Source organism: Lentibacter sp. (genome assembly GCF_965658795.1).
In the GTDB taxonomy this organism is placed as follows: Bacteria; Pseudomonadota; Alphaproteobacteria; order Rhodobacterales; family Rhodobacteraceae; genus Lentibacter.
Map to the genome: position 1 here is coordinate 1 of NZ_CBFHTG010000004.1, position 25311 is coordinate 25311.

The 25311-nt window shown below is 56.4% G+C and carries 23 protein-coding genes, 1 tRNA gene and 1 pseudogene; 9 read left to right on the forward strand and 16 right to left on the reverse strand.

Annotated elements, in window-relative coordinates; translation table 11 throughout:
* From ACTG3X_RS03795 to ACTG3X_RS03820, 6 genes and pseudogenes are all read right to left on the reverse strand, one after another.
* The coding region (locus ACTG3X_RS03795) for an amidase (protein ID WP_439109907.1) at nucleotides 1–1204 on the reverse strand (1204 nt) is incomplete at its 3' end.
* 117 nt (nucleotides 1205–1321) lie between these two features.
* Nucleotides 1322–2359 (reverse strand): LysR substrate-binding domain-containing protein, encoded by a 1038-nt coding sequence (locus ACTG3X_RS03800; RefSeq protein WP_439109908.1) that lies wholly within the window; start codon nucleotides 2357–2359, stop codon nucleotides 1322–1324.
* 602 nt (nucleotides 2360–2961) lie between these two features.
* The gene (locus tag ACTG3X_RS03805) at nucleotides 2962–3519 is read right to left on the reverse strand and encodes a pyridoxamine 5'-phosphate oxidase (protein ID WP_439109909.1); all 558 of its coding nucleotides are present in this window, start codon (nucleotides 3517–3519) and stop codon (nucleotides 2962–2964) included.
* A gap of 77 nt (nucleotides 3520–3596) precedes the next feature.
* Nucleotides 3597–3782: pseudogene (locus tag ACTG3X_RS03810) on the reverse strand (IS3 family transposase); the annotation flags it as partial.
* 192 nt (nucleotides 3783–3974) lie between these two features.
* Nucleotides 3975–4050, reverse strand: a tRNA-Thr gene (locus tag ACTG3X_RS03815).
* Between the two features lie 40 nt (nucleotides 4051–4090).
* Nucleotides 4091–5752, reverse strand: a complete 1662-nt coding sequence (locus ACTG3X_RS03820) for an ABC transporter permease (RefSeq protein ID WP_439109910.1) — start codon at nucleotides 5750–5752, stop codon at nucleotides 4091–4093.
* Nucleotides 5753–5846: 94 nt separating this feature from the next.
* Here ACTG3X_RS03820 and ACTG3X_RS03825 point away from each other — a divergent pair, with 94 nt between their 5' ends.
* Nucleotides 5847–6722, forward strand: a complete 876-nt coding sequence (locus ACTG3X_RS03825; protein ID WP_439109911.1) for a hypothetical protein — start codon at nucleotides 5847–5849, stop codon at nucleotides 6720–6722.
* 5 nt (nucleotides 6723–6727) lie between these two features.
* On the opposite strand, the gene ACTG3X_RS03830 is transcribed toward ACTG3X_RS03825, so the two are convergent.
* The gene (locus ACTG3X_RS03830; protein WP_439109912.1) at nucleotides 6728–6988 is read right to left on the reverse strand and encodes a DUF2312 domain-containing protein; all 261 of its coding nucleotides are present in this window, start codon (nucleotides 6986–6988) and stop codon (nucleotides 6728–6730) included.
* Nucleotides 6989–7117: 129 nt separating this feature from the next.
* On the opposite strand from ACTG3X_RS03830, the gene ACTG3X_RS03835 reads away from it, so the two are divergent.
* On the forward strand, nucleotides 7118–7333 hold the full coding sequence (locus tag ACTG3X_RS03835) for a hypothetical protein (RefSeq protein ID WP_439109913.1): 216 nt from the start codon (nucleotides 7118–7120) through the stop codon (nucleotides 7331–7333).
* Between the two features lie 3 nt (nucleotides 7334–7336).
* On the opposite strand, the gene ACTG3X_RS03840 is transcribed toward ACTG3X_RS03835, so the two are convergent.
* Genes ACTG3X_RS03840 through ACTG3X_RS03855 form a run of 4 tightly spaced genes read right to left on the reverse strand, consistent with a single transcriptional unit; the run spans nucleotide 7337 to nucleotide 9522 of the window.
* The gene (locus tag ACTG3X_RS03840; RefSeq protein ID WP_439109914.1) at nucleotides 7337–7747 is read right to left on the reverse strand and encodes a TIGR01244 family sulfur transferase; all 411 of its coding nucleotides are present in this window, start codon (nucleotides 7745–7747) and stop codon (nucleotides 7337–7339) included.
* 1 nt (nucleotide 7748) lies between these two features.
* Nucleotides 7749–8177: a DUF6691 family protein gene (locus ACTG3X_RS03845; RefSeq protein ID WP_439109915.1), complete on the reverse strand. Its 429-nt coding sequence runs from the start codon at nucleotides 8175–8177 to the stop codon at nucleotides 7749–7751.
* Nucleotides 8177–8602 carry a YeeE/YedE family protein gene (locus tag ACTG3X_RS03850; protein ID WP_439109916.1) on the reverse strand — a complete coding sequence of 142 codons (426 nt, stop codon included), beginning with the start codon at nucleotides 8600–8602 and terminating at the stop codon, nucleotides 8177–8179. Before ACTG3X_RS03850 ends, ACTG3X_RS03845 begins: the two co-directional genes overlap by 1 nt.
* Nucleotides 8603–8658: 56 nt before the next feature.
* Nucleotides 8659–9522 (reverse strand): MBL fold metallo-hydrolase, encoded by an 864-nt coding sequence (locus ACTG3X_RS03855; RefSeq protein WP_439109917.1) that lies wholly within the window; start codon nucleotides 9520–9522, stop codon nucleotides 8659–8661.
* 170 nt (nucleotides 9523–9692) lie between these two features.
* Between ACTG3X_RS03855 and ACTG3X_RS03860 the strand changes: the two genes are divergently transcribed.
* Nucleotides 9693–11762 carry an enoyl-CoA hydratase/isomerase family protein gene (locus tag ACTG3X_RS03860; protein WP_439109918.1) on the forward strand — a complete coding sequence of 690 codons (2070 nt, stop codon included), beginning with the start codon at nucleotides 9693–9695 and terminating at the stop codon, nucleotides 11760–11762.
* Here the strand turns inward: ACTG3X_RS03860 and ACTG3X_RS03865 are convergent.
* The 5 genes from ACTG3X_RS03865 to ACTG3X_RS03885 all read right to left on the reverse strand — a co-directional run bounded on the left by ACTG3X_RS03865 (nucleotide 11748) and on the right by ACTG3X_RS03885 (nucleotide 17721).
* Complete coding sequence (locus tag ACTG3X_RS03865; RefSeq protein WP_439109919.1) at nucleotides 11748–12866, reverse strand: hypothetical protein; 1119 nt, start codon at nucleotides 12864–12866, stop codon at nucleotides 11748–11750. The genes ACTG3X_RS03860 and ACTG3X_RS03865 overlap by 15 nt on opposite strands.
* A gap of 89 nt (nucleotides 12867–12955) precedes the next feature.
* Entirely contained in the window at nucleotides 12956–15625 is a 2670-nt protein-coding gene (locus ACTG3X_RS03870) for an ATP-binding protein (RefSeq protein ID WP_439109920.1), read from the reverse strand.
* Nucleotides 15622–15942, reverse strand: a complete 321-nt coding sequence (locus ACTG3X_RS03875; protein ID WP_439109921.1) for a hypothetical protein — start codon at nucleotides 15940–15942, stop codon at nucleotides 15622–15624. Before ACTG3X_RS03875 ends, ACTG3X_RS03870 begins: the two co-directional genes overlap by 4 nt.
* Nucleotides 15939–16307, reverse strand: coding sequence for a response regulator transcription factor (locus ACTG3X_RS03880; protein WP_439109922.1), 369 nt, complete (start codon nucleotides 16305–16307; stop codon nucleotides 15939–15941). The genes ACTG3X_RS03875 and ACTG3X_RS03880 overlap by 4 nt, the downstream gene beginning before the upstream one ends.
* 112 nt (nucleotides 16308–16419) lie before the next feature.
* Nucleotides 16420–17721: a short-chain fatty acyl-CoA regulator family protein gene (locus tag ACTG3X_RS03885; protein WP_439109923.1), complete on the reverse strand. Its 1302-nt coding sequence runs from the start codon at nucleotides 17719–17721 to the stop codon at nucleotides 16420–16422.
* Nucleotides 17722–17940: 219 nt separating this feature from the next.
* Here ACTG3X_RS03885 and ACTG3X_RS03890 point away from each other — a divergent pair, with 219 nt between their 5' ends.
* The 6 genes from ACTG3X_RS03890 (at nucleotide 17941) to acs (ending at nucleotide 25171) form a co-directional block, all read left to right on the forward strand.
* Nucleotides 17941–19287 (forward strand): ABC transporter substrate-binding protein, encoded by a 1347-nt coding sequence (locus tag ACTG3X_RS03890; RefSeq protein WP_439109924.1) that lies wholly within the window; start codon nucleotides 17941–17943, stop codon nucleotides 19285–19287.
* A gap of 89 nt (nucleotides 19288–19376) precedes the next feature.
* The gene (locus tag ACTG3X_RS03895) at nucleotides 19377–20408 is read left to right on the forward strand and encodes a branched-chain amino acid ABC transporter permease (protein ID WP_439109925.1); all 1032 of its coding nucleotides are present in this window, start codon (nucleotides 19377–19379) and stop codon (nucleotides 20406–20408) included.
* 3 nt (nucleotides 20409–20411) lie between these two features.
* Nucleotides 20412–21605 carry a branched-chain amino acid ABC transporter permease gene (locus ACTG3X_RS03900; protein ID WP_439109926.1) on the forward strand — a complete coding sequence of 398 codons (1194 nt, stop codon included), beginning with the start codon at nucleotides 20412–20414 and terminating at the stop codon, nucleotides 21603–21605.
* 11 nt (nucleotides 21606–21616) lie between these two features.
* Complete coding sequence (locus tag ACTG3X_RS03905) at nucleotides 21617–22372, forward strand: ABC transporter ATP-binding protein (protein ID WP_439109927.1); 756 nt, start codon at nucleotides 21617–21619, stop codon at nucleotides 22370–22372.
* 12 nt (nucleotides 22373–22384) lie between these two features.
* Nucleotides 22385–23140, forward strand: coding sequence for an ABC transporter ATP-binding protein (locus ACTG3X_RS03910; protein WP_439109928.1), 756 nt, complete (start codon nucleotides 22385–22387; stop codon nucleotides 23138–23140).
* An 84-nt stretch (nucleotides 23141–23224) separates the two neighbouring features.
* Nucleotides 23225–25171 (forward strand): acetate--CoA ligase, encoded by a 1947-nt coding sequence (gene acs / locus ACTG3X_RS03915; protein ID WP_439109929.1) that lies wholly within the window; start codon nucleotides 23225–23227, stop codon nucleotides 25169–25171.
* Nucleotides 25172–25311 lie beyond the last annotated feature (140 nt).

The following is a 25311-nucleotide window of genomic DNA, read 5'->3' on the forward strand; positions in this document are numbered from 1 at the left end:
TCTTCTGACCATCGATTTCATGGGCGTGAGATTGCATCCACCGAAACGGTGATACCGGTGACGTTGGCAGGACAATCACATCGAAATCGTTCATCAACTTGTTGAACTTACGCAGAATTCGGGTCTGTTCTGCATGCGCCCAGCCGCGGTCGGCCAATGACATGGTGTGACCAAGTGCAACGTTATCGTTGATATGAGCGCCGAAGCTGTCGGGGTCTTCTTGAACGGCCTTGCCAAATGCGACACCAAAACTCTCGGCGCGCAGAATATCGAAGCAGCGGTCCATTTCCCCTAGATTAAGGTCTGCTGCACGACATTCTTTGACATGAGGCCTTAGGGCATCCAGTCGGTCGCGGAAGGTCTTGCGAATGCCCTGATCTACAGGTGCGCCGCCAAAGTCTTCGCTGAAACCAATGCGCAAGTCATTCAAGTCAGCCAATGGTAGACTTGTGAAACGGCCAGAGGCAGAGGGAACAGATAGCGGATCGTCCGGATCGTCGCCCTGACACACATCCAGCATCAGCGTCAGGTCATCCACCGTACGCGCCATTGGGCCAAGTACCGATATTCCTGACCACCCCAAAGGCCGCGTGGGATGAGCGATCACATCAACTGACGGACGATACCCGACAACGCCGCAAAGCGCAGCTGGCATTCGGAGTGAGCCGCCTGTGTCCGACCCCGTACAAAGCGGCAAGAGGTTGGCCGCAAGCGCTGCGGCAGAACCACCAGACGAGCCGCCTGCGATGAGGTTTGCATCAAAAGGATTGCCTGTCGCCCCCCAAACCGGATTACGGCTGTTTCCTCCGGCACCCATTTCAGGAACGTTTGTTTTGGCAAGTATGATTGCACCTGCCGCACGCAACCGTCCAACCATCAGCAAGTCTTCGTCGGGCACAAAACCACGCGTCCGGACGCTGCCGTAGGTTGTCAGTAGACCTTTGGTGTTCTGCAAATCCTTTATGCCAATCGGTAATCCGTCGAGCGGCCCCATCGGGCGTCCGGTCTCCCAGCGCTTCGTTGCAGCTGCGGCCAAAACGATTGCGGCATCAACGTCCATTGCAGTCAATGCGTTTATCTTGGGGTTATAACATGAGATTGCTTCAAGGCAGGCCGCCAGATACTCACTTGGCGTCAGGCTTTTGGCTTCAAAGGCTGCAAGAACGTCGCAAGCCGAGCGGGTAAGTAAACCCTCGTGGCTCAAAGATCTCTACCAATTGTGTTTGTGATCCGAACAGACACCCAAGTCCTCCCAAACTGCGCGCTTGGTTAAGATAAGGAATGCCGAGTGCTAACAAAATTGAAATATACAACAACAACATTAACCAAAAGGAATGGTGTTAATATCTTCAGTGGCTTGTCGGAGGCATTTCAAGAACAACGAAAGTGTCGCGTTCTTTGAGACTTGATCTTTACGCCAAAAACAGCGTGCTTCTGACAACAAGTCCTGCGTTTCAAGCGGTAGGATCACAGTTTGACCTCGCGCTGCCTGCGCCTGAGCAAGCCTCGCTGGCAACAAGCCAAGCGCAGGCATTGCCTGTATAAGTTCTAGGTTCAGGGCAAGCGACAAGGATGCAATTGTATTGTTGGGTGGAGGCAATCCGTTCGACGCAAAAAGCGCGTCTACGGCTTGTCGCGCAACTGAGTTTGATTGTGGCAATATCCAAGGATAACTGATAACGTCTGACCATCCTACTTCACTGGATTGCGCAATAGGATGATTTCGCCCAGCCACAACAACAACAGGTTCGGAGAACAATGCCATTTGGTCAATCCCAGCCAATTCCTGCGGCTGCCATATCCTCGCGATCACTAGATCCAAGGCCCCCGCCTCGAGCTGCGGCAATAGTTCAACAAAATGCCCTTCGGAGACAGATACGTTCGCTTGCGGCGTGCTGCGTTTAAACAGTGCAATCGTGCCGGGTAGCAAGGTCGGTGCAACCGAGCTGACCACGCCGATTGAGACAGACCCTGAAACGCCACTGGTCATCGCTTCAATGTCAAATGCCGCGCGATCAAGTTGACCAAGTGCTTGGCGCGCATGATCTGCAAGGCGGATACCGATGGGTGTCAGGTACAAGCGGTTGCGATCCCGTATTACGACGGGCACGCCAACGATCTTTTCCAACTCAGCAATCTGCTTTGACACGGCTGGCTGCGTCACCCCTAGCACTTCGGAGACTCGTGCGACCAGTTTCAGGTCTGAGAGTGCCACCAAAGCACGCAAGTGCCGAAGTGTTATGCCTTTTTGAAAGCCCTTACCCAAAATGTTTCGCACCTCTTTGCAAACCCAGCTCGACGGCGACAAAGCAATCACAAGTGGGCCATTCAAAGTTTGTATGCGAATTTGCTCAGCCATGTCGATAGAACGTATAACTTCTCGAGCGTCACGCATGGTTATAGTTTGATAGCAGATCTAGCTCTAGGGTCAGCCTCGCAAGGACACTACGCCTCCTGTTGCGGACATTGGGACAGTTTGCGGCATCTGGTAATTTGGGCTCTCAACGGCCATTCGCTGCGTCACGTATGAATGTCGGCTCTGTAATAACAGTCTCCACTCTTATTGATCGTCATGCATAAAGCGCGCCTCAGCGTAGATCGCTGGTAAGTCCATGACATGACAAAGCCATCGCGGTCAGATACAAAATGCTCCCTGGTGACGCATGTGACGCATATTCCTACTGCACGGCCTATGGTGAAAAAATATATTCATTAGAACATATGTTTTTTTGAATAGAGAGCGCAGTAAGAAGAAGCGTCACAAGCGTCACCCTACCCGATAGCTGATCACTCCGCACCCAGCCCTAGAGACTAATCAGGGAGCAGATAAACCCACATCGATTGGCATAGAGCAGCCGTTTCAGTAGCTATGTCTTTCAACCGGACGCCCGCCCCATCTAGCAGACATGCTTGACGCGGCCAGCGCCTCTTCCAGACGAACATACACAGACATCCTCGTGATTACGGGGCCAGCCACTCGCCCATCCAACCGTTTTTACAGCTATAGCCTGCACGTCGATGGCGTTCTCCAAGCTGCACAAGGTCTAAAAACAACATATTGCAATGCAAAACCGCAAAGCGTTCACGCTTACTCGGTTTTTCATAGGCATATACATCTGAAATGACAGTGCCCGGCGTTGGTTCAGTGCCATAAGAAACGCGCGACACTGCTGGAATACGATCCCACTGCTCATCAACAGCTGACCCGCTCTGAATGTCTACAGTTGTTGTAACCCGAATTTGTAAATTCGCGCGTGGCAACCAAACGAGAAAAGCGGCTTTGGAGGAGTGTTTCAACGCAGCGACTTTGGCTGTAGCTATGTCAGTGTGAACCTCTAGCGTAGATAAAGATCTGGAAGCGCCTCGCAGCGCCACGGTACGCGCCTCGGGTGTTCCATCTGCAGCTACTGTTGCAAACGTGGGGTAGCGCGCTGGTGCACGGCTGTCTGCTACACCTCGTTGAAGGTGACGCCATGCTTCATCAAGGAAGGTAGTCAGATCGTTCGGGTCACTCGTCATATCTGTCCGTCGTCAGGGTTTTTGGTACCAATTGCAGCTTAAACTAAGAGGGAGTTTGGCTCATCTGGTTGGTTTGATTATGCGGCGTGCAGGCGGTGATGCAAGCGCCGTGTTTCGAGTGTCTTACGTTTGATCCTTTCGCGTTGTTGTAGAATGGCTTTGTCGCGGCCGAAGTAGACGTCGGCGGGCGTGACGTTGTTGATGCTCTCGTGGTAAAGCTGGTGATTGTAGTGACCGACGAAGGCTTCGAGTTCATCAGGCAGACCAATTCAAAGGCGCAAGCTCACACCAGCAGCACGCAGCCGCGCGTGTGCAGGCGCGCGTGGCATAAATCGAGTGTCAAAAACAAGTCATCCATAACGCTGAATAACGTAATTCTACGACACTTTGTCTCGCTGAGTGTCTCGCTGAAAAACACGACGAGCTAATTGAAATCTGCTAAGTTATTGATTAAATGGTGCCCCCACACGGACTCGAACCGCGGACCTATTGATTACAAATCAATTGCTCTACCAGCTGAGCTATAGGGGCACTGCGGGGGGATTTACGGCAGGATTCTGATGCTTGCAAGCTAAAAATTTGTCCTATTTGCACGTGCGAGCAATATCACAGCAAAAAGGCTTACAACTATGATAAAAATAGCTGCAGGAGAGGCTTCTGCAAGGTTCTCCAAACTTGCTTGATCATGCACCCGCGTTGCCAAAGTGTCATAGTTGAAAGGTCTTAGCAGCAGAGTTGCAGGCAGTTCCTTCACACAATCCACAAACACAAGCAAAAGCGCCGAACCAACAGACCCTTTGATCAAAGGCAGGTAAATCTCCCGCAAAACCTGCCCCTGCTGACGCCCGAGCGAGCGCGCAGCCATTCCAAGTGACGGAGAGACCCGCTCCAGCGCAGCGTCAGCTGCCCCCTGCCCGATTGCGAAGAATCGCACAAAATACGCCAGGACGAGCGCAAAAGAAGATCCCGTGAGAATCAAACCCGGGTCAAACCCGGTCACCCCAAGCGTGAAATCAGCCAGCGCATTGTCAAACGCCGCAAGCGGAATGAGAATGCCAACAGCCAGCACCGCTCCCGGGGCCGCATAGCCAATGGTCGTGATCGGCTGCAGCAGCCGTGGTAAAGCACGCCCAGACAGCTTCACACCATACACCAGCAAGAGCCCCCCAACCACTGTCAGCAGCGCTGCTATAGAGCCCACAACAACAGTGTTCCAAGCCGCACGATACAGCTCGGCATCAGCCCAGAGTTCGGCACGCTGCAAAGCGTGTGACAAGATCGTGCCAGCCGGCAGCAAAAAGCCGACAGCAAACGGCAGCGCACAGGCAAATGTGGCCAGAAGCGCCCATTGCCCTTTCAGCCGCTTGCGCAAAATCGGGCGGTGCCGCCCCCCCTGATTAAAGAAGCGCGCCTTGCGTCGCGAAATCTTCTCCAAAGTCACAAGCAAAATCACCAGAACCAATACAACGCAGGCGATTTGCGCCGCCCCACCGGCATTGTTGCCTTCAAGCCATGTGCTAAAAATACCCGTGGTGAGCGTCTGAACGGCAAAATAATCCACCGTACCAAAGTCATTCACGGCTTCCATCATGACAATGGCTGTCCCAGCAGCCACAGCGGGGCGCGCCAGTGGCAAACCGATACGCCACAATCGGCTCAGCGCGCCTTGCCCAAGCGACATGGCAACCTCTTCACTCGCGCCTGACTGCTCGTGAAACGCCGCACGCGCAAGCAGATACACATAAGGGTAAAGGGCCGCTGACAACACAATGATCGCAGAGCCCAAGGAGCGAATTTCAGGGAACCAATAGTCTCTTGCTGTCTCCCAGCCAAAAACCAGTCTCAGGCTCGTTTGCACAGGCCCGGCATACTCCAGCAGATCTACAAGTGCATACGCCCCTACATAGGCCGGCACAGCAAGAGGCAACAGCAGCAGCCACTCAAACCAGCGAGACATGGGGAACTGATAACGCGCAATAAGCCAAGCGGCCCCTGTTCCCGTCAGCGCTGCCAAAAGCCCGACACCACACATCAGAAGGAGCGTATTGCCCAGATAGCGCGGCAAAGTCGTTGCCATCAGATGTGGCCAGATATTCTCGGTGGGAAACATCGCAAGCGTTGCCACAGCCACAATCGGGCCAAGCACGATAAGCGAAATGAGAACCGCCGTCAGCGACCACGGGTCTGGCAAAAGCCGCCATCTGCGCTTGGGGTTTTGAAGCACGCGTTCCATATTTCTGCTCATGCCCGATTGCGGTTTAACTGTCCAGAAAAGACCGTATATTGAACCAGGCTCAAAAGATGGCTCAGAAGGACAACCTGCCCCCATGCAAATCGTGTTTCACGCTGGCGTACATAACACAGATGAAGATCGCATCATCAAATGCCTTCTCAAAAACCGCCCCGATTTTGCGGCCCTCGGCGTCAATGTGCCGCCCCCCGGGCGCTACCGAAAGCTGATCCACCAAACGCTGCTGGCGATGTCAGACAATGCGCCCAGCCCTGATGCACGCGATATCCTGATCGAGACGATCCTCGAAGAAGAGACGTGCGAGCGCGTGCTTCTGTCGAATGAAAACTTCTTTTGCGTGCCAAACATGGCGCTGCGCGACGGGCAGTTCTATGACAAAGGCCATGAGCGCATCGCCCTGCTCTCTCAACTATTCCCTGATGACAGCATCGAAATTTTCCTTGGCATCTGCAATCCTGCAACATATTTGCCGGCGCAGTTTCGCCGCACAAAATATGACGACTTTGCCGATATGGCCTTTGGCGCCGACCCGCGGGACCTACGCTGGTCAGACCTGATCTACCGCATCCGTGAAAACACCCCCAACGTATCGCTTACGGTTTGGTGCAATGAAGACACGCCCCTCATTTGGGCGCAAATCATCCGTGAGTTGGCAGGCATTGACCCAAACGAGAAGATAAAAGGCGGATTTGATCTCATATCAGAGATCATGACACCCGAAGGCATGAAGCGCTTTCGCGCCTACCTTGCAGACCATGTCGATATGTCAGAAATGCAAAAACGCCGCGTGATATCGGCGTTTCTGGATAAATTTGCGCGCGAAGACATGATTGAAGAAGAACTCGATCTCCCCGGATGGACCGAAAAAATGGTCGAGGACCTCAGTGAGATCTATGACGAAGATGTCTTCGAGATCAGCCGCATTCCAGGGGTCAACTTCATCGCCCCCTGAAAGGCTTAGGACATTCCAAGCGCTTCTTTGTACATCTCAAGCATGGCCTCTTCTTCGGCGATATCATCGGGCTCACGCTTGCGCAGCGCAACGACCTTGCGAAGCACTTTTGTGTCGTAGCCACGCGATTTCGCTTCAGCCATCACTTCTTTTTGCTGCTCGGCAATGTCTTTTTTCTCAGCATCAAGGCGCTCGAAACGCTCGATAAACTGGCGCAGCTCGTCGGCAGTCACGCGGTAGCTCGATGGGGTTGAACTGTCGTCCATAGGCTCTCTCCAGTTTGTCTCTGTTATATCAGGCCGCCTTGCTACCGCCCTCCTGCGCGCCCTGCAAGGGCTTTCACTTGCTGCGCGCGCAAACTTGCGCTAGGCGCTTGCCCTGCAAAGGAGAGCCAAATGGAATATCTTGTCTACACGGGAGCTGCGCTCACAGTGATCGGGCTCATCGGCCTTATCTTGTCTGTGCTTAAGGTAAATGCCGCGCGCCGCGAAAACCTGTCTGACGAGGCCTTGCGCGCGCGCGTACAGGCAGTATTGCCCCTCAACCTTGGGGCACTCGGCCTTTCGGCCATAGGCCTGTGCTGTGTCGTTGCGGGTGTGCTTCTCGCTTAAGCTTTAGCCCAACATCGGGCGCAGCTGGCTCAGATCATATCCAGCCGCCGCGGCGGCGTCGATAAGGTCATCTGCAGGTGTTTCCCCCGCCTGGCCAAGCGCCCAAACCACGCTAGAGCGGTTGCCCGACGCACAATAGGCCAAAACACGCCCCTTGGCCGCGTCTATGATCTCTTTCTGGCGCACAGAGTTCGCTGTCTCCAAAAGGCTCTGGTGCACAAGCGGGTGAAAGTGAAACACAAGCCCCGCCGCCTCGGCTGCTTGCTGCATAACACCGTGTTGAAGCTCTGGGCCGATCTCACTGTCAGGGCGGTTGCAAATCACATCGGTAAAGCCGTGCTCGGCCAACTGGGTCATCGCCTCGGGGGTGATTTGAGGCGATACATAATATTCTTCTGTCAATGGTCGAACCATGTCAGGCTCCTTGTCTAGCTGCGACGGTGCGCAAGATGTACGGTGTCAGCCACATACCCGCAAGCATCGCGGCAAAGAACACCCAATGAAACAGGCCGCCATAGCCAAGCGAGGCGATCGCAGGCCCGGGGCACAGCCCTGCCAGCCCCCAGCCCGCGCCAAACAAGAGCGAGCCAATGGCAAGACGCGGATCAATCTTGACAGGTGGCTGCGGCGGAAACTGCGCAGCCGTCACGGGGCGGCGCCCCCCTGTCAGGCGCCAAGCAAAAAACATAGGGACAATTGCCCCCCCAAGGACAAACGCCAAAGTCGGATCCCATGCGCCAAAAATATCAAGCCAGCCTTGCACTTTGCTGGTGTCAGTCATGCCCGAGATAAACAGCCCGCCGCCAAAGAGCAGCCCCGACAAAAGAGAAAAGAGAATGCGCATCAGATGATCTCCCAAATATGGCGGAACATCAAAACACTCACACCACCCGCCAGCAGGTAAAACAGGGTCGCGGAAATGCCGCGCAGCGAAAAGCGCGAAATTCCGCACACACCATGGCCTGAGGTGCAGCCATTGGCCAAACGTGTGCCCACACCCACAAGAAGCCCCGCGACAATCAGAACGACCGCGCTCTGGCTGATGTGCGTGTCCACATCGCTAAAGAGCGGGAAGAGCACAAGCGGCATGCCAAATGTCCCCGCCAGAAAGGCCAGCCGTTCGGCCCACTCACGCCGCGCAGAGCCATCTACCAGCCCTCCGATGATCCCGCTTGCGCCCATAATGCGCCCGTTGCCCCACAAGAGCACAGCCCCACCAAGGCCAATGAGAAGCCCGCCAGCGAGCCCCCAGATCCAATCTGGTTCCATTTCAGTTTCCTTTTCGTCCTATATATCGTGGCCCGTTCGCATGGGCCGTTTGGATGTCAGAGCTTGTTGACAGGCACTTTCAAAAACACATCACCCTGCGCATCTGGCGCAGGCATCTGCCCTGCCCGCATGTTGACCTGAAGCGAAGGTATGATCAGTTTGGGCATAGCAAGTGTCGCGTCGCGCTCATCGCGCATTTTGACAAACTCGCCCTTTTCACGGCCTTCACCAACATGGATGTTCTTGGACTTTTGTTCACCAACAGTGCTTTCCCAAGCATAATCGTCACGCCCGGGCGCCTTGTAGTCGTGGCCCACAAAGATCCGTGTGGCCTCGGGAAGCGCCAAAATCTTCTGTACAGAGTCAAACAAGATCTCAGATGACCCACCAGGAAAGTCACAGCGCGCCGTGCCGAAATCAGGCATAAAGAGAGTGTCGCCGACAAAAGCCGCATCTTCGATGACATAGGTCAGGCACGCGGGCGTGTGCCCAGGCGTGTGTAAAACATCCCCGCGCAGCTGGCCGATATGAAAGCTGTCACCCTCGCGGAACAAACGGTCAAACTGGCTGCCATCGCGCTGGAATTCTGTGCCCTCGTTAAACACTTTGCCAAAGGTATCTTGCACAACAGTGATCTGCTCACCAATGCCGATCTTTCCGCCAAGTCTTTCTTGCAAATAAGGCGCGGCAGACAAATGGTCAGCATGAACATGGCTCTCCAAAAGCCACTCAACGGTCAGCCCCTGCTCGCGCACATATGACACCACAGCATCTGCCGAGCGCGTGTCCGTGCGGCCTGAAGCATAGTCAAAATCCAGCACAGAATCGATGATCGCACAGGCACTGCCCGACGGGTCTTTCACCACATAAGAGATCGTGTTTGTGGCGTCGTCAAAAAAGCCCTTAACCTCAGCATTCATAGCCGTTTCTCCTCATCCAAAATCAGGTTTCAATCACTATATATTCAGCTTTTAATATATGTCAATGACTTGCAGCGCTTCATCAAACGGCAACCTTCCTTTTCGCCAAAGCTTGCCATTGGGAGGCCCCAAAGGCAAACTAAGGCAACGAACGAGCGGAGCGCAGAATAATGACGGCCTCAAGTGACTGGGTTGAAACAAAAATAGGCAATAAAGCCGCCGTCATAACCTTAAAACGCTCGCCCGAAGGCAGCTTTACCGCAGCTCTCCGCCAAGCATATCTCGCAAGCCTTCAAGCCGCCTTTGAAAACCCGGAGGTTGAAACAGTCGTTCTTGCCTCAAGCAAGGGAGGCTTCACCCTCGATCTCCCGCTGTTTGAGCGCCAGACAAGCCAGGCAAGACCAAGCCTTGCCACCCTCACCGAAACCATCAGCACAGCCCCAAAGCCGGTTGTCGCCGCTCTGAGAGGCCGCGCAGCAGACGCAGGCCTTGAGCTTGCTCTTTCGGCTTCAGCCTGTGTTGCACACCAAGGCACGCGCATCAGCCTCCCCAGCTTCGCAGCAGGCACTCTGCCCAGCCCCGCCGTTCTGATGAAGCTCGCAAGTCATCTTGGCCCCGAGCGGACCCATGCGTTCCTCGCCTCTCTCGCCGACATGCCTGTGACAGCCCCGAGCTTGGAGCCGGTTTTTGCAGAAATCGTGGCTCAGAACGCCGTTGGCGCGGCGGCGCAGCTCGCGCAACAGCTTGCTCCAAACACAGCCAAAACTCCCGCATTTCAAGAGCCGACGCGTTATCAAGACGGCCTGACCAAACTGCGCCGTGCTTTGACGGATCCGGCTAAAGCGTCCGAAGCGGGAACACTCATAGAGGTGCTCGAAGCCGCCCTCTTGCTTCCAGCTGAGACCTTTTTTCCCTTTGCCGCGGCCCAGATAGATGACCTCTGCAAGCGTCATGAAAGCCGCAGCAAAGGCTACCGCCGCGCCTGCAAGCTTGCCGCTATACGTGCCTTTCCAGAGGCAAAGCCACCCGAAGCGCTCACACTTGTCGGTACGAGCCTCCAGGCGAGCCGCTTGGCCTTTATGGCGTTGCGCGCCAACTTGCCCGTGCGGGTCATATCCCTTCAGGATGGCGGCTTCACAGCCTTTCGCGAGCGTATCCAAGCCCAGATAAAGCTACGCGTTGCCAACCGCCACATCCCGGTGAACCAAGCCGATCAGATGTTGGCGCTTCTTACCGAACTCCACGGCTTTGACACACTCCACACAGCAGAATGGGTCGTCGAAGCGGCCGCACACTCCATTGATGCGATCCCCGATCTTATCACAGAGCTTAAAAATGCCACCTCGGAGCAGACAACCCTCATGCTCACATCAGGCATGTTGAGTGGCGCGGGTGAGTTTGCCGAACAGTTTACGCCCCGCATCGCCGCCTTACAGATACACGCCGATATCGGTGGCGGCGACTTGGCTGAAATCGTTCTCAAACAAGACTACGCGCGCACAGACCGCCACAAAGCGCCGATGGTTGCCGCACTTCGCAGATTGGGGGTGCCTGTTGTCTTCCAGGCTGCGCAAAACGGGCTGGCTTCAACCCGATTGCTCACCGCTCTTTGCATCGCAGCCGAAGACGCCGTCGCCCGTGGGATGAGCCCCCTGCGCTTTGACACAGACCTGCCCTGCCGCGCCAAACCCTTCGCAGCCCAAAATGCAGAAGGCTTTCGCGCCCAACCCTTCCGCATCAGCGCATTCTTCAGTGACAAGGTCACAACCAAAGCGCCAAGCCTCTCTGCAACCTTGCTCAAGGCGGGAATTGATGGCGGCAAAGGCACCTCAGCTCTGGAGCAAGGCACACCGCAACTGACGCCAGAAGCCGAGAACACTGTGGCAGCCTGGCAAACACTGGTCGGTGCGCCAGAAACCCTGCCAGCCAAGAGCCCAAGTGCAGCAGAGCTCGCAACAGCCGCACTCCTGAAGGCTGGATTTGATCTGCTGGAAGCGGGCACTGTTCAATACCCTTGGGAAATCGATCTGATCCTGACCGTCACACTCGGCTTTGCGCCAAGCTATGGCGGCGCGTTTTTTGAAGCCGAAGCCAAGGGGCTTGCCTCCTACAATATGTGGCTCAAAAACTTGTCCTCGCTCAGGCCCGAGTTTTTTGATGCCTCTAAAGAGCTGGGAGAGATGGTTAAGAACGGCCTGAAGTTTGCAAAACCGGGCCAGCCTGGCTTAGCCTACCTTTGACAGGTCATTTTGCGAGCCCACCTCGTCAGCCGATGCCTCAACCGGATCAGCAGGCTCAAAGCCCGGTAAATCCGAAAGATCAGGCATATCATCCACAGTAAAGTGGGGCTGAGCACTGATAGAGCCTTCAAACGCGTAAGAGCTATCCTCGGGCAAAGCCTCCATGGCTGGAGCTTCTCCCATGGCCTCAAACACGCCCTTTGCCTCGGGCTTGGCTCCAAATTGCACTTTGAGCGCGCGCATACCGTCTAACTTGCCAAGCTTACAGGGCCCAAGCCTGGGAGCACCTGGCCCCGCAACAAGCTCAATGCGTCCAAGCGCTGAAGCTGCAAAGAGCAAACGCGTTCCCGCTTTGAGCTCTGACAATTCCCCAAGAGTGATCTGCCGCCGATGGATCACAGCCATCAACACGGCCCGTGCCTCCATCAGCGCGCCATCTTTCAGAAGCGCAGGCGAGGTCTCGCCTGCTCCTTTCGGCTTGCTCGCGCCCTTGGGGTCAGACCCCGGCTGGCTCTGCGTTTCAATAGGGAGGCAGATCACAATCTCGCCGCGCCGCATACCACCTTCCAGCTCAAGCTGGGCGCGCAGAACTTGATATTCAGGCGCCTCAATTATCAGTCCGAGGTGGCGCTTGGTTTCGGTCCGCGCCCCGAAGCGAAAACCATCTGTCAGCTTACCATCTTCAGCCCCCAAATGTTCGCTCATTTCACTGAGCACACGGGTGATATAGGGCGCCACAAGGGCGGCATCTGTCGCTGTCGCAATCCGCTTGTTTCCGTTTGCCGCGCTCACGCGGCCTATGGTTTGCTTCTCGACAAACCCGCTCACCAGCGATGTCTCAAGCGCGGCCACACCAAGTGCCCCTTCGGGCCCGTCAAGCACAACAAAGAGCATATCATCGTCAAAACTGCGCAGCATAGCGTCTTGCCCAAGCTGTTCATTCTGGACACCCGTGACGCTCAACGCCAACTCAAACAACGACTCCGCAGACCGCGACAGCGCCAAACGCATAGCGCGCACGGGCGACATCACGCGCGCCTCATGCTCCTCGCGTCCCGCCTTCGCCTTGCGGCGCAATACGTCATTTACGTTGGTTTCGCCCATAGCCTCCGCCGCCATTCTTTGCGGTGATTGAGACTTCGGTTTAGCGTTATTCCGTTACCATCTTCTTATCACGGCACATTTTTTGCCATCTAATTTGACACAGGCAAATTCACGCGAAACGCCGCTCCACCCTGCCCAGGCAGATAGCTGATCGTCCCTCCGAGGCGCTGCATCACCTCGCGGCAAATAGCCAATCCAAGGCCAGCCCCGCTCTCACGGTCATCGCCAAGGCGGGAAAACTTCTCAAAGATAACTCTTTGATCGTCCCGCGAAATCCCGCGCCCATTGTCAACAAAATCAACAAACAGCCGCCCATCGCGGAGGCGCACAAGAATCTTGAGCTCCGGATCCGTAGCCTCACAGTACTTCTGCGCATTGGCGATAAGGTTAATGAAAACCTGGCTCAAACGGTCAAGGTCGGTGCGGATCACAACCTGCTCGCGGTCTCGCCGCCGAATGATCTTAAGACCCACCCCGAGGCCCGCCGCCGCCACAGCACGATCGAGCACATCCACAAGCTTGCCCTCTTCCACATTCATTGAGACCTGCCCGTTTTCAAGCACGCTCAAGTCGAGCAAATCGTCCAGAAGTCGCGTCAATCGCACAGATTCAGAATTGATGATGGAGCTATACCGGCTCTGATCTTCCCCCGATAACCCCTCTGAATCCCTCAAAATTTCTGAAAATGCGCGGATTGAAGTCATGGGCGTGCGCAACTCGTGGCTGATCTGGCTCAGGAAAGCGTCTTTTTGATGAGACAGTTCTGTCAGCTTCTCGTTTGCTTCGCGCAGTTGCCGCGCCGTGCGGGTCAGCTCTTCTGATTGCACTTCAAGCTGGCTGGAATATTCCATAATTTGCGCCGCTTCATCGGCCACCGCAATCAGGTCGTCAACCGAGACGGCTGCGCCACCAACAATCTGTCCGACCATCGCATGCGCCGTCGCGGCCCCCACCGACCCTGCAAGCTCCCGCTCCAACTGGTTCAGAAATTCAGGCGTCGGCTCGGGCAGATAGCCCTCCAGCCCTTGCTCCGCGGTCACCCGGCGAAACAGGGTTTGCGCCTGACTGGCGCCAATAATCCGTTGCGCCATCAGAAGAAGGTCTTCGCTCTGCGCCATACCTCCACGCCAGCGTTGCCCCCCGCTGGAGTGCTTGAACACATCGACAATCTGCGCGCCCTGCAAACGCTCAAGCGGCGAAGGAAAGCTCACAAGTGAGACCACCAAGAAAGCAAGCGTGTTGAGCGAAAGGCTCCAAAACACCGCATGAACCAGAGGATCAAGCCCGACAAAGCCAAAAAGCGCCTGCGGCTTGAGCGCCGCAATCCCCCAAGGCCCCTCTTGCAACACAAACGCAGACAGCGCCGCATCTGGGCCGAAGCTCGGCAAAAACATCGACCACAGCCAGATGACAAACCCGGTCAACAAGCCGGCCAGCGCCCCGTTGCGTGTTGCCCCGCGCCAAAACAAGCCCCCCAGAAGCGCTGGCAGAAATTGCGCAACCCCCGCAAAAGAGACAAGGCCGATCGCCGCCAAAGCTGCGCCGCCGCCCGAAATGCGATAGTAGACATACCCCAGAAAAACGACCCCGATGATCGAGAAGCGCCGCGACAAAAGCACAACATTGCGCAAATCTCCCGACACCAGCGCGCCGCCTCCCATGATGCGCAGCCAGATGGGCATCACAATGTGGTTTGAGACCATCGTTGACAGGGCAATAGCCGCCACAATCACCATAGATGTGGCGGAGGAAAACCCGCCGAGGAACGACAACATCGCCAAGCCCTCTTCTCCCGAGACAAGCGGGATCGAAAGAACATAGAGGTCAGGGTTTGTCTCTGCTGGCAGCATGTTTTGCCCCACGACAGCAATTGGCACAATAAAGAGGCTGATCAGCAGCAAATAAGTCGGAAAGGCCCAAGCCGCAAAGCGCAGATGGCGCTCGTCGTCGTTCTCCACAACCAAGACCTGAAACATGCGGGGCAAGGTTAGAAAGGCAGCCCCAGACAAGGCGATCAACGCAACCCATCGCGACGGCGCGATCTGCCACTCCGCAATCTCGCTCGCCTCGATCTGTTCAACCACAGGGCCAAGCCCCCCGCCAAGCCCCCAGACGACAAACACCCCGACCGCCACCAAAGCCACAAGCTTAACAACAGCTTCCAGCGCAATCGCCATGACAACGCCATGGTGGCGCTCGTTCACATCAAGGTTCCGCGTGCCAAACAAAACCGTGAAGAGCGCCAGCCCCATCGCCACCCAAAACGCCGTGGCCTCACTGCTATCAAGCCCCCCCACACGGGGGCCCGAGGCCGCAAAAGCTGAAAAGGACAGCGTCACCGACTGAAGCTGCAAAGCAATGTAAGGTGTCGTCCCAGCAACCGCCATCAGCGTGATCAGAACTCCGAGCGTGTTTGATTTGCCGAAACGGTTTGAAATCAAATCCGCGATAGAGGTGATCCTTTGAGCGCGCCCCACGCGCACAAGCTTGCGCAAAACCCACCACCAGCCGATCATAACAAGCGTAGGCCCGATGTAGATCGTCAGATATTCCAGCCCGGAGCGGGCCGCAAAGCCAACAGCGCCGTAAAACGTCCATGCCGTGCAATAGATTGAAAGCGAAAGCGTATAGACTATGGGTGAGTTCAGCCAGCGGGCATGGCCGCGTTTGGCCGCGCGTTCGGCAACAAAAGCAACCAAAAACAAAAGCGCAGCATAGCTCGCACAGACCAACGCCAGAACATTGACCGTATTGCTCACGGGGTATCGTCCTGTGGCTCAGGCAAGGGCGCAAGGCCCGGCTCGGCTTCGGTGTTTGCGCCAAGACGGCGCGTCAAAAGCGCGCCTCCCACAATCAGCACAAGCCAGACCGCAAACAAATAGCCCATGGCCCCAACATTGCTCTTTGCGGCCCCTGTCCAAATCACAGGAAGCAGAAAGAGGACAACACCCAAGACAGGCCAAAGCCTGAGCGCATCAATCGCGCGGCGCGCACGGTAGCTGTCTTTGGGCAAAAAGAGCTGCCCGGATGGGCGGCCCTGAACACGCCTCTCGACAGGTCGGCGCGCCTCGCTCACGAGCTGGCAAGCTCACGCACAGCGTCAAGCACCTCCGAGTTGGAAAACGGCTTGGTCATAAACCGGCTCGCTCCAAGCTCCATGGCGCGGTCGCGGTCTTTCGTCTGCCCCCGTGCCGTCAACATCATAACTGGCGTCTGCCCCAACACGGCATGCCCCCGAATATCACTCAAAATATCAAACCCGCTGCGCCCGGGCAGCATCACATCCAGCACAATCAGATCAGGCGCACGCAGCTCCAACGCGGCCATGGCCGTATCTCCGTTAGAATGCGTGTGCACAGTCCATCCATCCCGAGACAGAATAAAGCTGATGGCTTCGATGATATTTGGTTCATCCTCCACAAGAACCACGGTTCTCCCCATACAAACGTCCCTCCCCTGACGTGCTTTGGCGCGGGTCTACGCCTAAGCCCTGTCTTTATCGCGACAAAACAGCGCTCTGTCAAAAGCAGAAACAGCTATACCCGAAGACGCCTCAGAAGCGTGACGACACAATCGAAGGTTCCCGCCGTGCCGCACAGCCTGTGCGCGGGCAGATCCGGCAGCTCGCGCCAATCAAGCGCGCACCTTGCGGGCTGGCTTCCCCCGCCATCGGCGCAATCAGCATGGTCGCCTCCAACAGAGGCTCATGGCCGTATTCTGTACTCAAAACAGCCTGCGCAATTGCGAAGGTCTCGAAAATATTTTCACTCATCCCGCCGCGCCCGGGCTGCGCGACGCGTTGTGACATCGGCATCATCGGACGGCTCAGCGCCTGAAACAACGGCCAAAGCGGGCACATCGCGCCAAAACGCGGAATAGAAAAGCCATCGGCAGGCTTGCGGTACAGCATCGTGCCTGATGCATCACATATCACCAGCCCGAAACCATGTTCAGGCAGCGTGGCGAGGCGGCGCATCACAGAGGCCAGATCACGGTCAAACGCCGCCGCCAGCTTCAACGGCTCAGCACCATGGGTGGCTATCGCTGTCCGAAAGGCCTCAAGCGGCAAATCTGAGGCATCTTGCGCATAGCAGGCCAAATACTTGGCTGCGATGGCTTGCGCGCTTGAGGACTTAAGCTGTGCAGCCCCAGCCAGATAGCTTTCTGCGGCCCCTGCCCGCCCGTCTTCCAGCGCAGGAAAATGCCAGCCATAGGCCGACAGGAAGCCCGCCACCTCTTCTTGGGGCGAGCCGACTTCGCTCTGCGTGTCACCCGCACCATCCAGAAAGCCGACAAGCGCTTGTGCCCGCTCGGCCAACCGCGCGGCATCTTCGTTGATATTGCGGTGAAAGCGGTCACGCCATTCAGGCTCGATCTCGCGTGTGTCCTGCAAAATAGACGCCGTAGAGCGGATCGACGTCACCGTCGAGAGCACCTCATGCAGCGTCGCCGCCAAATGCGGGTCATGGGTCAGACGGTCTGTCAACGTCTCGACATTGCGCTCCAGCTCGTCAATCCGCCGCCCCGCGCGGATCATCAGGTTGGCCCACCCCGGGAACCGCCCCGCAAAGGCTGTGCTCTCTGCCATGCCGATCTCTTCGCCCAAGCGCTCGGCCACATTGCCAAGGCGCGCAATCACCTCTTGCTCTGCCCCTTCGGCCAGAAGCGCGGGCTCCACCTCAAGCCGCAGCGCCAACTCCTGCAAGAGTTTTCCGCCGATTCTGCGCCTGTTGTGCTCAATAAGGTTTAAATAGGAGGGCGAAATCCCGACATCCGCCGCCAAATCGGCCTGCCGCAGCCCCTGCGCAATGCGGCGCTCTCTGATCCGGCTGCCCGCCAACGTCCGTATCGCCATCGTGAATATCCCGCAGTTTCAGCCGCTTTCTGCGATGCAACATAAACAAATTTACAAACACGGCAAAGACTTTGTGCATAAATTTACAAAACTTTTGTTTCGTTCAAATGCCTTGTTGCGTAATTTTCCATACACCCCGCATAGTGTATTTGCACAACCGTGCCTTTGGGGAGGCGCAGGAGGAGGCTCTTCCCCAATTTATCGAAACGGGAGGACTCTATGTCAAAATCTAACTTTACACGTCGTGGTGTTTTGAAAACCAGTGCCCTTGCAGGCGCTGGCGTTGCTTTGCCAACGATCTTCACAGCCTCATCAGCGGCCGCTTATATGAACGAGCCGAAGGGTGGCACTGTCACGCTTGGTTTCAACGTTCCACAGTCAGGCCCCTATGCGGACGAAGGCGCAGACGAACTGCGCGCCTACGAGCTTGCGGTCGAGCACCTGAACGGTGGTGGCGACGGCGGCCTGATGAACACGTTCAGCTCCAAAGCGCTCAAAGGCAACGGCATCCTCGGCAAGAAAGTCGAATATGTCACAGGCGACACGCAGACAAAGTCTGACGCCGCACGCGCTTCTGCGAAATCCATGATCGAAAAAGACGGCGCTGTGATGATCACAGGCGGCTCATCTTCAGGTGTTGCTGTTGCTGTTCAGGCGCTCTGCCAAGAGGCAGGCGTTATCTTTATGGCCGGCCTGACGCACTCAAACGACACGACAGGAAAAGACCGCAAAGCCAACGGCTTCCGCCACTTCTTTAACTCCTACATGTCAGGTGCGGCGCTCGCGCCAGTGCTTCAGAAAATGTATGGCTCTGATCGCAAAGCCTATCACCTGACAGCCGACTACAACTGGGGTTACACCACAGAAGAAGCCGTCAAGTCGTCAACCGAAGCCATGGGCTGGGAAACTGTGAACGCTGTGAAAACACCGCTGACACAAACAGACTTCTCAAGCTATATCGCCCCTGTTCTGCAGTCTGGCGCCGATGTTCTGGTTCTGAACCACTACGGCGGCAACATGGTGAACTCGCTGACAAACGCGGTCCAGTTCGGCCTGCGTGACAAGCAAGTCAACGGCAAGAACTTTGAAATCGTTGTTCCTCTCTACTCACGCCTGATGGCGAAGGGTGCTGGCGCAAACGTTAAGGGCATCTTCGGCTCAACCAACTGGCACTGGTCACTGACAGACGAAGGCTCAAAAGCATTCGTTAAGTCGTTCGGTGAAAAATATGGCTTCCCACCCTCACAGGCGGCGCACACATGCTACGTGCAGGCCATGCTCTACGCAGACGCGTGTGAGCGTGCGGGCACATTCAACCCTTGTGGCGTTGTTGAAGCGCTTGAAGGCTTTGAATTTGACGGCATGGGCAACGGCAAGACACTCTACCGTGCCGAAGACCACCAGTGCTTCAAAGACGTTCTCGTCGTGAAGGGTAAAGAGAACCCGACATCCGAGTTCGACCTGCTCGAAATCGTTGAAGTCACGCCGGTTGAGCAAGTCACATATGCACCAGACCACCCCCAGTTTGCGGGCGGTAACCTGGGCACATGTAACTCAGGCGCATAACTTCTTTACGCTTTAGGGCGGGCCTTGGCTCGCCCTAATCCTTTTGCCCCGTTTTCATGGGGCTCTCCAAACACATCCGGGGTGGGACAATGGACGCAATCGTTCTGCAGATTCTGAACGGGCTCGACAAGGGCTCTGCCTATGCGCTGATCGCGCTAGGCCTTACACTCATTTTTGGCACGCTCGGCGTTGTCAACTTCGCACATGGTGCATTGTTCATGATCGGCGCTTTCTGCGCAGTGACGTTCTCTCGCATTCTCACATGGTCTCACACCGTCATCGACGAAACGAGAACCGACTTTTTGGGCAACCCCCTGAAAGTGCAGGTGCCGCATATCTACGACTGGTTCGGCCAGACCACGGGCGATGCCATCATAGACTGGGCCGTACCGCTCTCAATCCTGTTCACCGTGCCTGTCATGCTCTTTGTGGGCTATGCCATGGAGCGCGGGCTGATCAAACACTTCTACAAACGCCCTCACGCCGACCAGATCCTCGTGACCTTCGGCCTCGCGATCGTTTTGCAGGAAGTCATCAAATACTATTACGGTGCCAACCCGATCCCGACACCCGCACCTGCAGTGTTTGCAGGCAGCTTTGATTTTGGCGCGCTTCTGGGCTTTGATCCGAACACGATCATCTACCCCTACTGGCGCCTTGTTTACTTTGCCTTCGCAGCCGTGATCATCGGCGCTGTGTTTGCCTTCTTGCAGTTCACCACCTTCGGGATGGTCGTGCGTGCCGGCATGGCTGACCGCGAAACCGTTGGCCTCCTGGGCATCAACATCGACAAGCGCTTCACCATTATGTTCGGCATCGCTGCCGCCGTGGCTGGCCTTGCAGGTGTTATGTATGCGCCCATCAACTCGCCAAACTATCACATGGGCATGGACTTTCTCGTCCTCAGCTTCGTTGTGGTTGTTGTGGGCGGTATGGGCTCGCTGCCTGGCGCCGTGCTCGCAGGCTTCCTGCTTGGTGTGCTCGAAAGCTTTGCCTCAATGGCCATCGTTCTCGAAATTTTGCCAGGCCTGAACCAGATCATCATTTATCTGGTCGCCATTATCATTCTACTCACCCGTCCCCGTGGCCTTATGGGTCGCAAAGGCGTGATGGAGGACTAAGCCATGCTCGGACTAGACAAAAAAGACTTCACACTTCTCATGATCGTCGTGGGCCTCACAATGCTCGCACCGTTCCTTCTCAACCCCTTCCCCGAAGGCTCAGGCTTGGCACAGTTCAATGCGGGCTACCCAGACCTTATGCAGCGCTTTGTGATCTTCGGGATCTTTGCCATCGGCTTCAACATCCTGTTTGGCCTCACAGGCTACCTCAGCTTCGGACACGCTGCCTTTCTGGGTGTCGGCTCCTACGCTGCAATCTGGATGATGAAGCTGCTGACAACCAACGTGCTGCCAGCCATGGTTATGGCTGTCATTATCGCAGGGCTCTTTGCTCTGGTGGTTGGCTACGTTAGTTTGCGCCGCTCGGGCATCTACTTCTCGATCCTGACACTCGCTTTCGCGCAAATGTCCTTCGCCATGGCCTATTCAGTTCTCACGCCCATCACGGGTGGTGAAACCGGCCTACAGCTCAAGCTCGGTGATGCCCGCATTCTTGACGGCGCTTTGGCCGCAGGCGAGCAGGCGCGTGCCAACATCTTCGGGCTGAACATGAGTTCAAGCTACGAAATGGCGATGGGCAACTGGCTCTTCACCTTCAACGCGGGCTACTATCTTGCCGCTATGGTGATGGTGCTCAGCTTCTACATGGCGATCCGCATCTTCCGCTCGCCTTTCGGCCTCATGCTGCGCGCGGTGAAGTCCAACCAGAACCGCCTCAACTACACAGGTCTCAACCCGCGCCCCTACACGCTCGCAGCCTTTGTGATCTCGGGCATGTATGCGGGCCTCGCAGGCGGCCTTATGGTGGCAATGGACACTCAGGTTGGCCCGGAGCGTATGTTCTGGACAGCCTCAGGCGAAGTTGTTCTCATGACAATCCTCGGCGGCGCAGGCACACTCATCGGACCAGTGCTCGGCGCGGGCTTGATCAAATACATGGAAAACATCCTGTCCAAGATCAACTCCGACATCCTGCACACGTGGTTTGCCTTCCTGCCCGATGGGCTTGAAGACTTCATCGTCGCAATCGTCTACCCCTTCATCGGCAAGGGCTGGCACCTGACACTCGGCATTATCTTCATGCTTGTTGTGATCTTCCTGCCAGGCGGCCTCGTTGAAGGTGGCCAACGCATCGCCAAACTCTTCAAAGGCAAAAAAGCCCAAGAAGACACGGCTCAATCCACACCGGCAGAATAAGGAGAGCTTCAATGGGTATTCTTGAAGTCAAAAACGTCGGCAAGCGCTTCGGCGGCCTGCAAGCTCTGGACAACGTAGAGCTCAGCGTCAAAGAAAACAGCTGTCACGCGATCATCGGCCCGAACGGTGCTGGCAAATCCACCCTGCTCAACGTCTTCGTGGGCAAGCTCATCCCCGACACAGGCTCTGTCATGTTTGACGGCCAGTCGGTTCTGGGCCGCACGCCTTACGAAATCAACCAGATGGGCATCTCCCGCGTGTTCCAGACCCCTGAGATCTTCGGTGACCTCTCGGTGATGGAAAACATGATGATCCCCGTCTTTGCAAAGCGTGACGGCTCTTTCCGTATGCACGCCGTGCAAGGCATGATGAGCGACAAGGATATCGTAGAGAAGGCCGAGGCCATGCTCGAAGATATGGGCCTTGCCGACAAACGGGGCATGCAGGCGTCCTCCATGTCACGGGGCGACAAACGCCGCCTCGAGATCGCCATGTGCCTGAGCCAGGACCCGCGCCTGCTGCTGCTCGATGAGCCGACAGCCGGTATGGCCCGTGCCGACACCAACAACACGATCGACCTGCTCAAGCAGATCAAGGAAGAGCGTGACATCACCATCGCGATCATCGAGCACGACATGCACGTTGTCTTCTCGCTCGCCGACAGGATCACGGTTCTGGCGCAAGGCACACCCCTTGTGGAAGACCATCCTGAAAACATCAAAGGCCACCCGAAAGTGCGCGAAGCGTACTTGGGCGAAGCGGCTTAAGGGAGAAAAACCATGAACGTCAAACCCGACTTCTCCAAAGGCAAAAACTACGCCGAAACAGCCCCCGCCTACCTCTCGGTCTGGGGCATGGAAAGCTACTATGGCGAAAGCTATATTGTGCAAAACATCAGCTTCAATGTGCATGAAGGCGAGATCCTCGCGCTTCTGGGCCGCAACGGCGCTGGCAAGACATCCACCTTGCGCTCGATTGCCCGCATGGACGCCCCACAGGTGACTCACGGCGAAATCTGGCTCGACCACCAGCCGCTGCACAATATGTCCAGCTATCAGGCGGCACAGGCGGGCATCGGCCTTGTTCCAGAAGACCGCTGCATCATCCCGGGCCTCACAGTTGAAGAAAACCTGCAACTGGCTCAAATCGCGCCCCCCATCGGCTGGTCACTTGAGCGGCTCTACGAGCTGTTTCCACGCCTCAAAGAGCGCCGCAAGCAAGAAGGCGTGACCCTTTCAGGCGGGGAACAGCAGATGCTCGCCGTGGCGCGCGCGCTTGCACGTGACATCAAGGTGCTGCTCTTGGACGAGCCTTACGAGGGCCTCGCCCCTGTCATCGTCGACGAGATCGAGAAAACGCTCCGCATCATCAAAGAGCAAGGCATCACAACCATTCTGGTTGAGCAAAACGCCGTCCGCGCCCTTGAGCTCGCCGACCGCGCCGTGATCCTTGACACGGGTGGCATCGTCTTTGACGGGTCTGCCGCCGAAGTGCTTGAAAACGCAGAGCTGCGCGCCGAATATCTCGCAATCTAAAGTCTCTCCCAGGCCCGCCGTCTGACCCACGCGTCACAGGCGGGCCACTTAAGAGGCCAAACAAAAGACAAATGGGAAACCGCTATGTCCAAAACCTATCCCCCTTCCGCCGCCATGGCCGCCAACGCCCACGTCGACGCTGCCAAATACGATGAAATGTATGCCGCCTCTGTGAGTGACCCCAACGGGTTCTGGGGCGAACATGGCAAGCGCATTGATTGGATCAAGCCGTTTACCAAAGTGAAAAACGTCTCGTTTGAGCCTGGCAACGTCGATATCAAATGGTTTGAAGACGGCACCCTCAATGTCGCCGCCAACTGTGTTGACCGCCACGTCGCCACGCGCGGCACCCAAACCGCCATCATCTTTGAGCCCGACGACCCCTCAGAGCCGGCCCAGCACATCACCTACGCCGAGTTGCACGGCCATGTCGGCAAAATGGCCAATGTTCTCAAGAACATGGGTGTGGTCAAAGGCGACCGCGTTATCATCTATATGCCAATGATCCCCGAGGCGGCCTATGCCATGCTCGCCTGCGCCCGTATCGGTGCGATCCATTCTATCGTCTTCGCGGGCTTCTCGCCCGATGCCTTGGGCGCCCGCGTCAACGGCTGTCAGGCCAAAGTTGTCATCACAGCCGACCACGCCCCCCGCGGTGGCCGCAAAACCAAGCTCAAAGACAACGTCAACCAAGCCCTCTTGCACGACACCGACGATGTGAAATGCCTTGTTGTAAAGCGCACAGGCGATCAGGTCGCGTGGCGCGGCGAGCTTGATTTCTGGTATCATGAAGAGATCGAGAAAGTCTCGGCCGACTGCCCCGCCGAAGAGATGAGCGCAGAAGACCCGCTTTTCATTCTCTACACCTCAGGCTCCACAGGCCAACCCAAAGGCGTTGTGCATTGCTCTGGCGGCTATCTCGTCTGGGCGTCCATGACACAGGAAATCACCTTTGATTACCACGATGGTGACGTCTACTGGTGCACCGCCGATGTTGGCTGGGTCACAGGGCACAGCTATATCGTCTACGGCCCTCTGGCCAATGGCGCGACCACGCTGATGTTTGAAGGCACGCCCACCTACCCGGATGCCTCGCGCTTCTGGCAGGTTTGCGAAAAGCACAAGGTCAACCAGTTCTACACCGCCCCCACAGCGCTGCGCGCGCTCATGGGCCAAGGCAACGAATTTGTTGAGAAATGTGACCTCTCTTCGCTCAAAGTTCTCGGGACAGTCGGCGAGCCGATCAACCCGGAAGCCTGGAACTGGTACAATGATGTTGTCGGCGGCGGGCGCTGCCCCATCGTTGACACATGGTGGCAGACCGAGACAGGCGGCCACATGATGACCCCCCTGCCCGGCGCGCACGCCACCAAGCCGGGTGCCGCCATGAAACCTTTCTTTGGTGTCCAGCCCGTTGTTCTTGAGCCCACGTCTGGCGAAGAGATCCACACCTACCCGGTCGAGGGTGTTCTGTGCATGAAAGACAGCTGGCCCGGCCAGATGCGCACCGTGTGGGGCGATCACGAGCGCTTTGAGAAGACCTATTTCTCTGATTATAAGGGCTATTACTTCGCAGGCGACGGCTGCAAACGCGACGAAGATGGCGACTATTGGATCACAGGCCGCGTTGATGACGTGATCAACGTCTCTGGCCACCGTATGGGCACAGCTGAGGTTGAGTCAGCCCTTGTCGCCCACAGCGCCGTGGCCGAAGCCGCAGTTGTTGGTTACCCGCATGACATCAAGGGCCAAGGCATTTATTGCTACGTCACCCTGATGAATGACGCCGAACCAACCGAAGAGTTGCGCAAAGAGCTGCGCACTTGGGTCCGTCAGGAGATCGGTCCGATTGCCTCGCCCGACCTCATCCAATGGGCCCCCGGCCTGCCCAAAACCCGCTCAGGCAAGATCATGCGCCGCATTCTGCGCAAGATTGCCGAGAACGACTTTGGCGCTCTGGGTGATATCTCCACGCTGGCAGAACCTGCTGTGGTTGATGATCTCATCGAAAACCGCATGAACCGCGCCTGATTTCAGGCTCTACGCTCCATAAAACCGCGCCAAGCCCTGCTTTGGCGCGGTTTTTTATGGTTAAATGCCGCATCAACAGAAGTTACCGCGCATTTGTCTCAAACCGCGCTTCTTAACGCTCTGTTCATATCTGTGGCAGA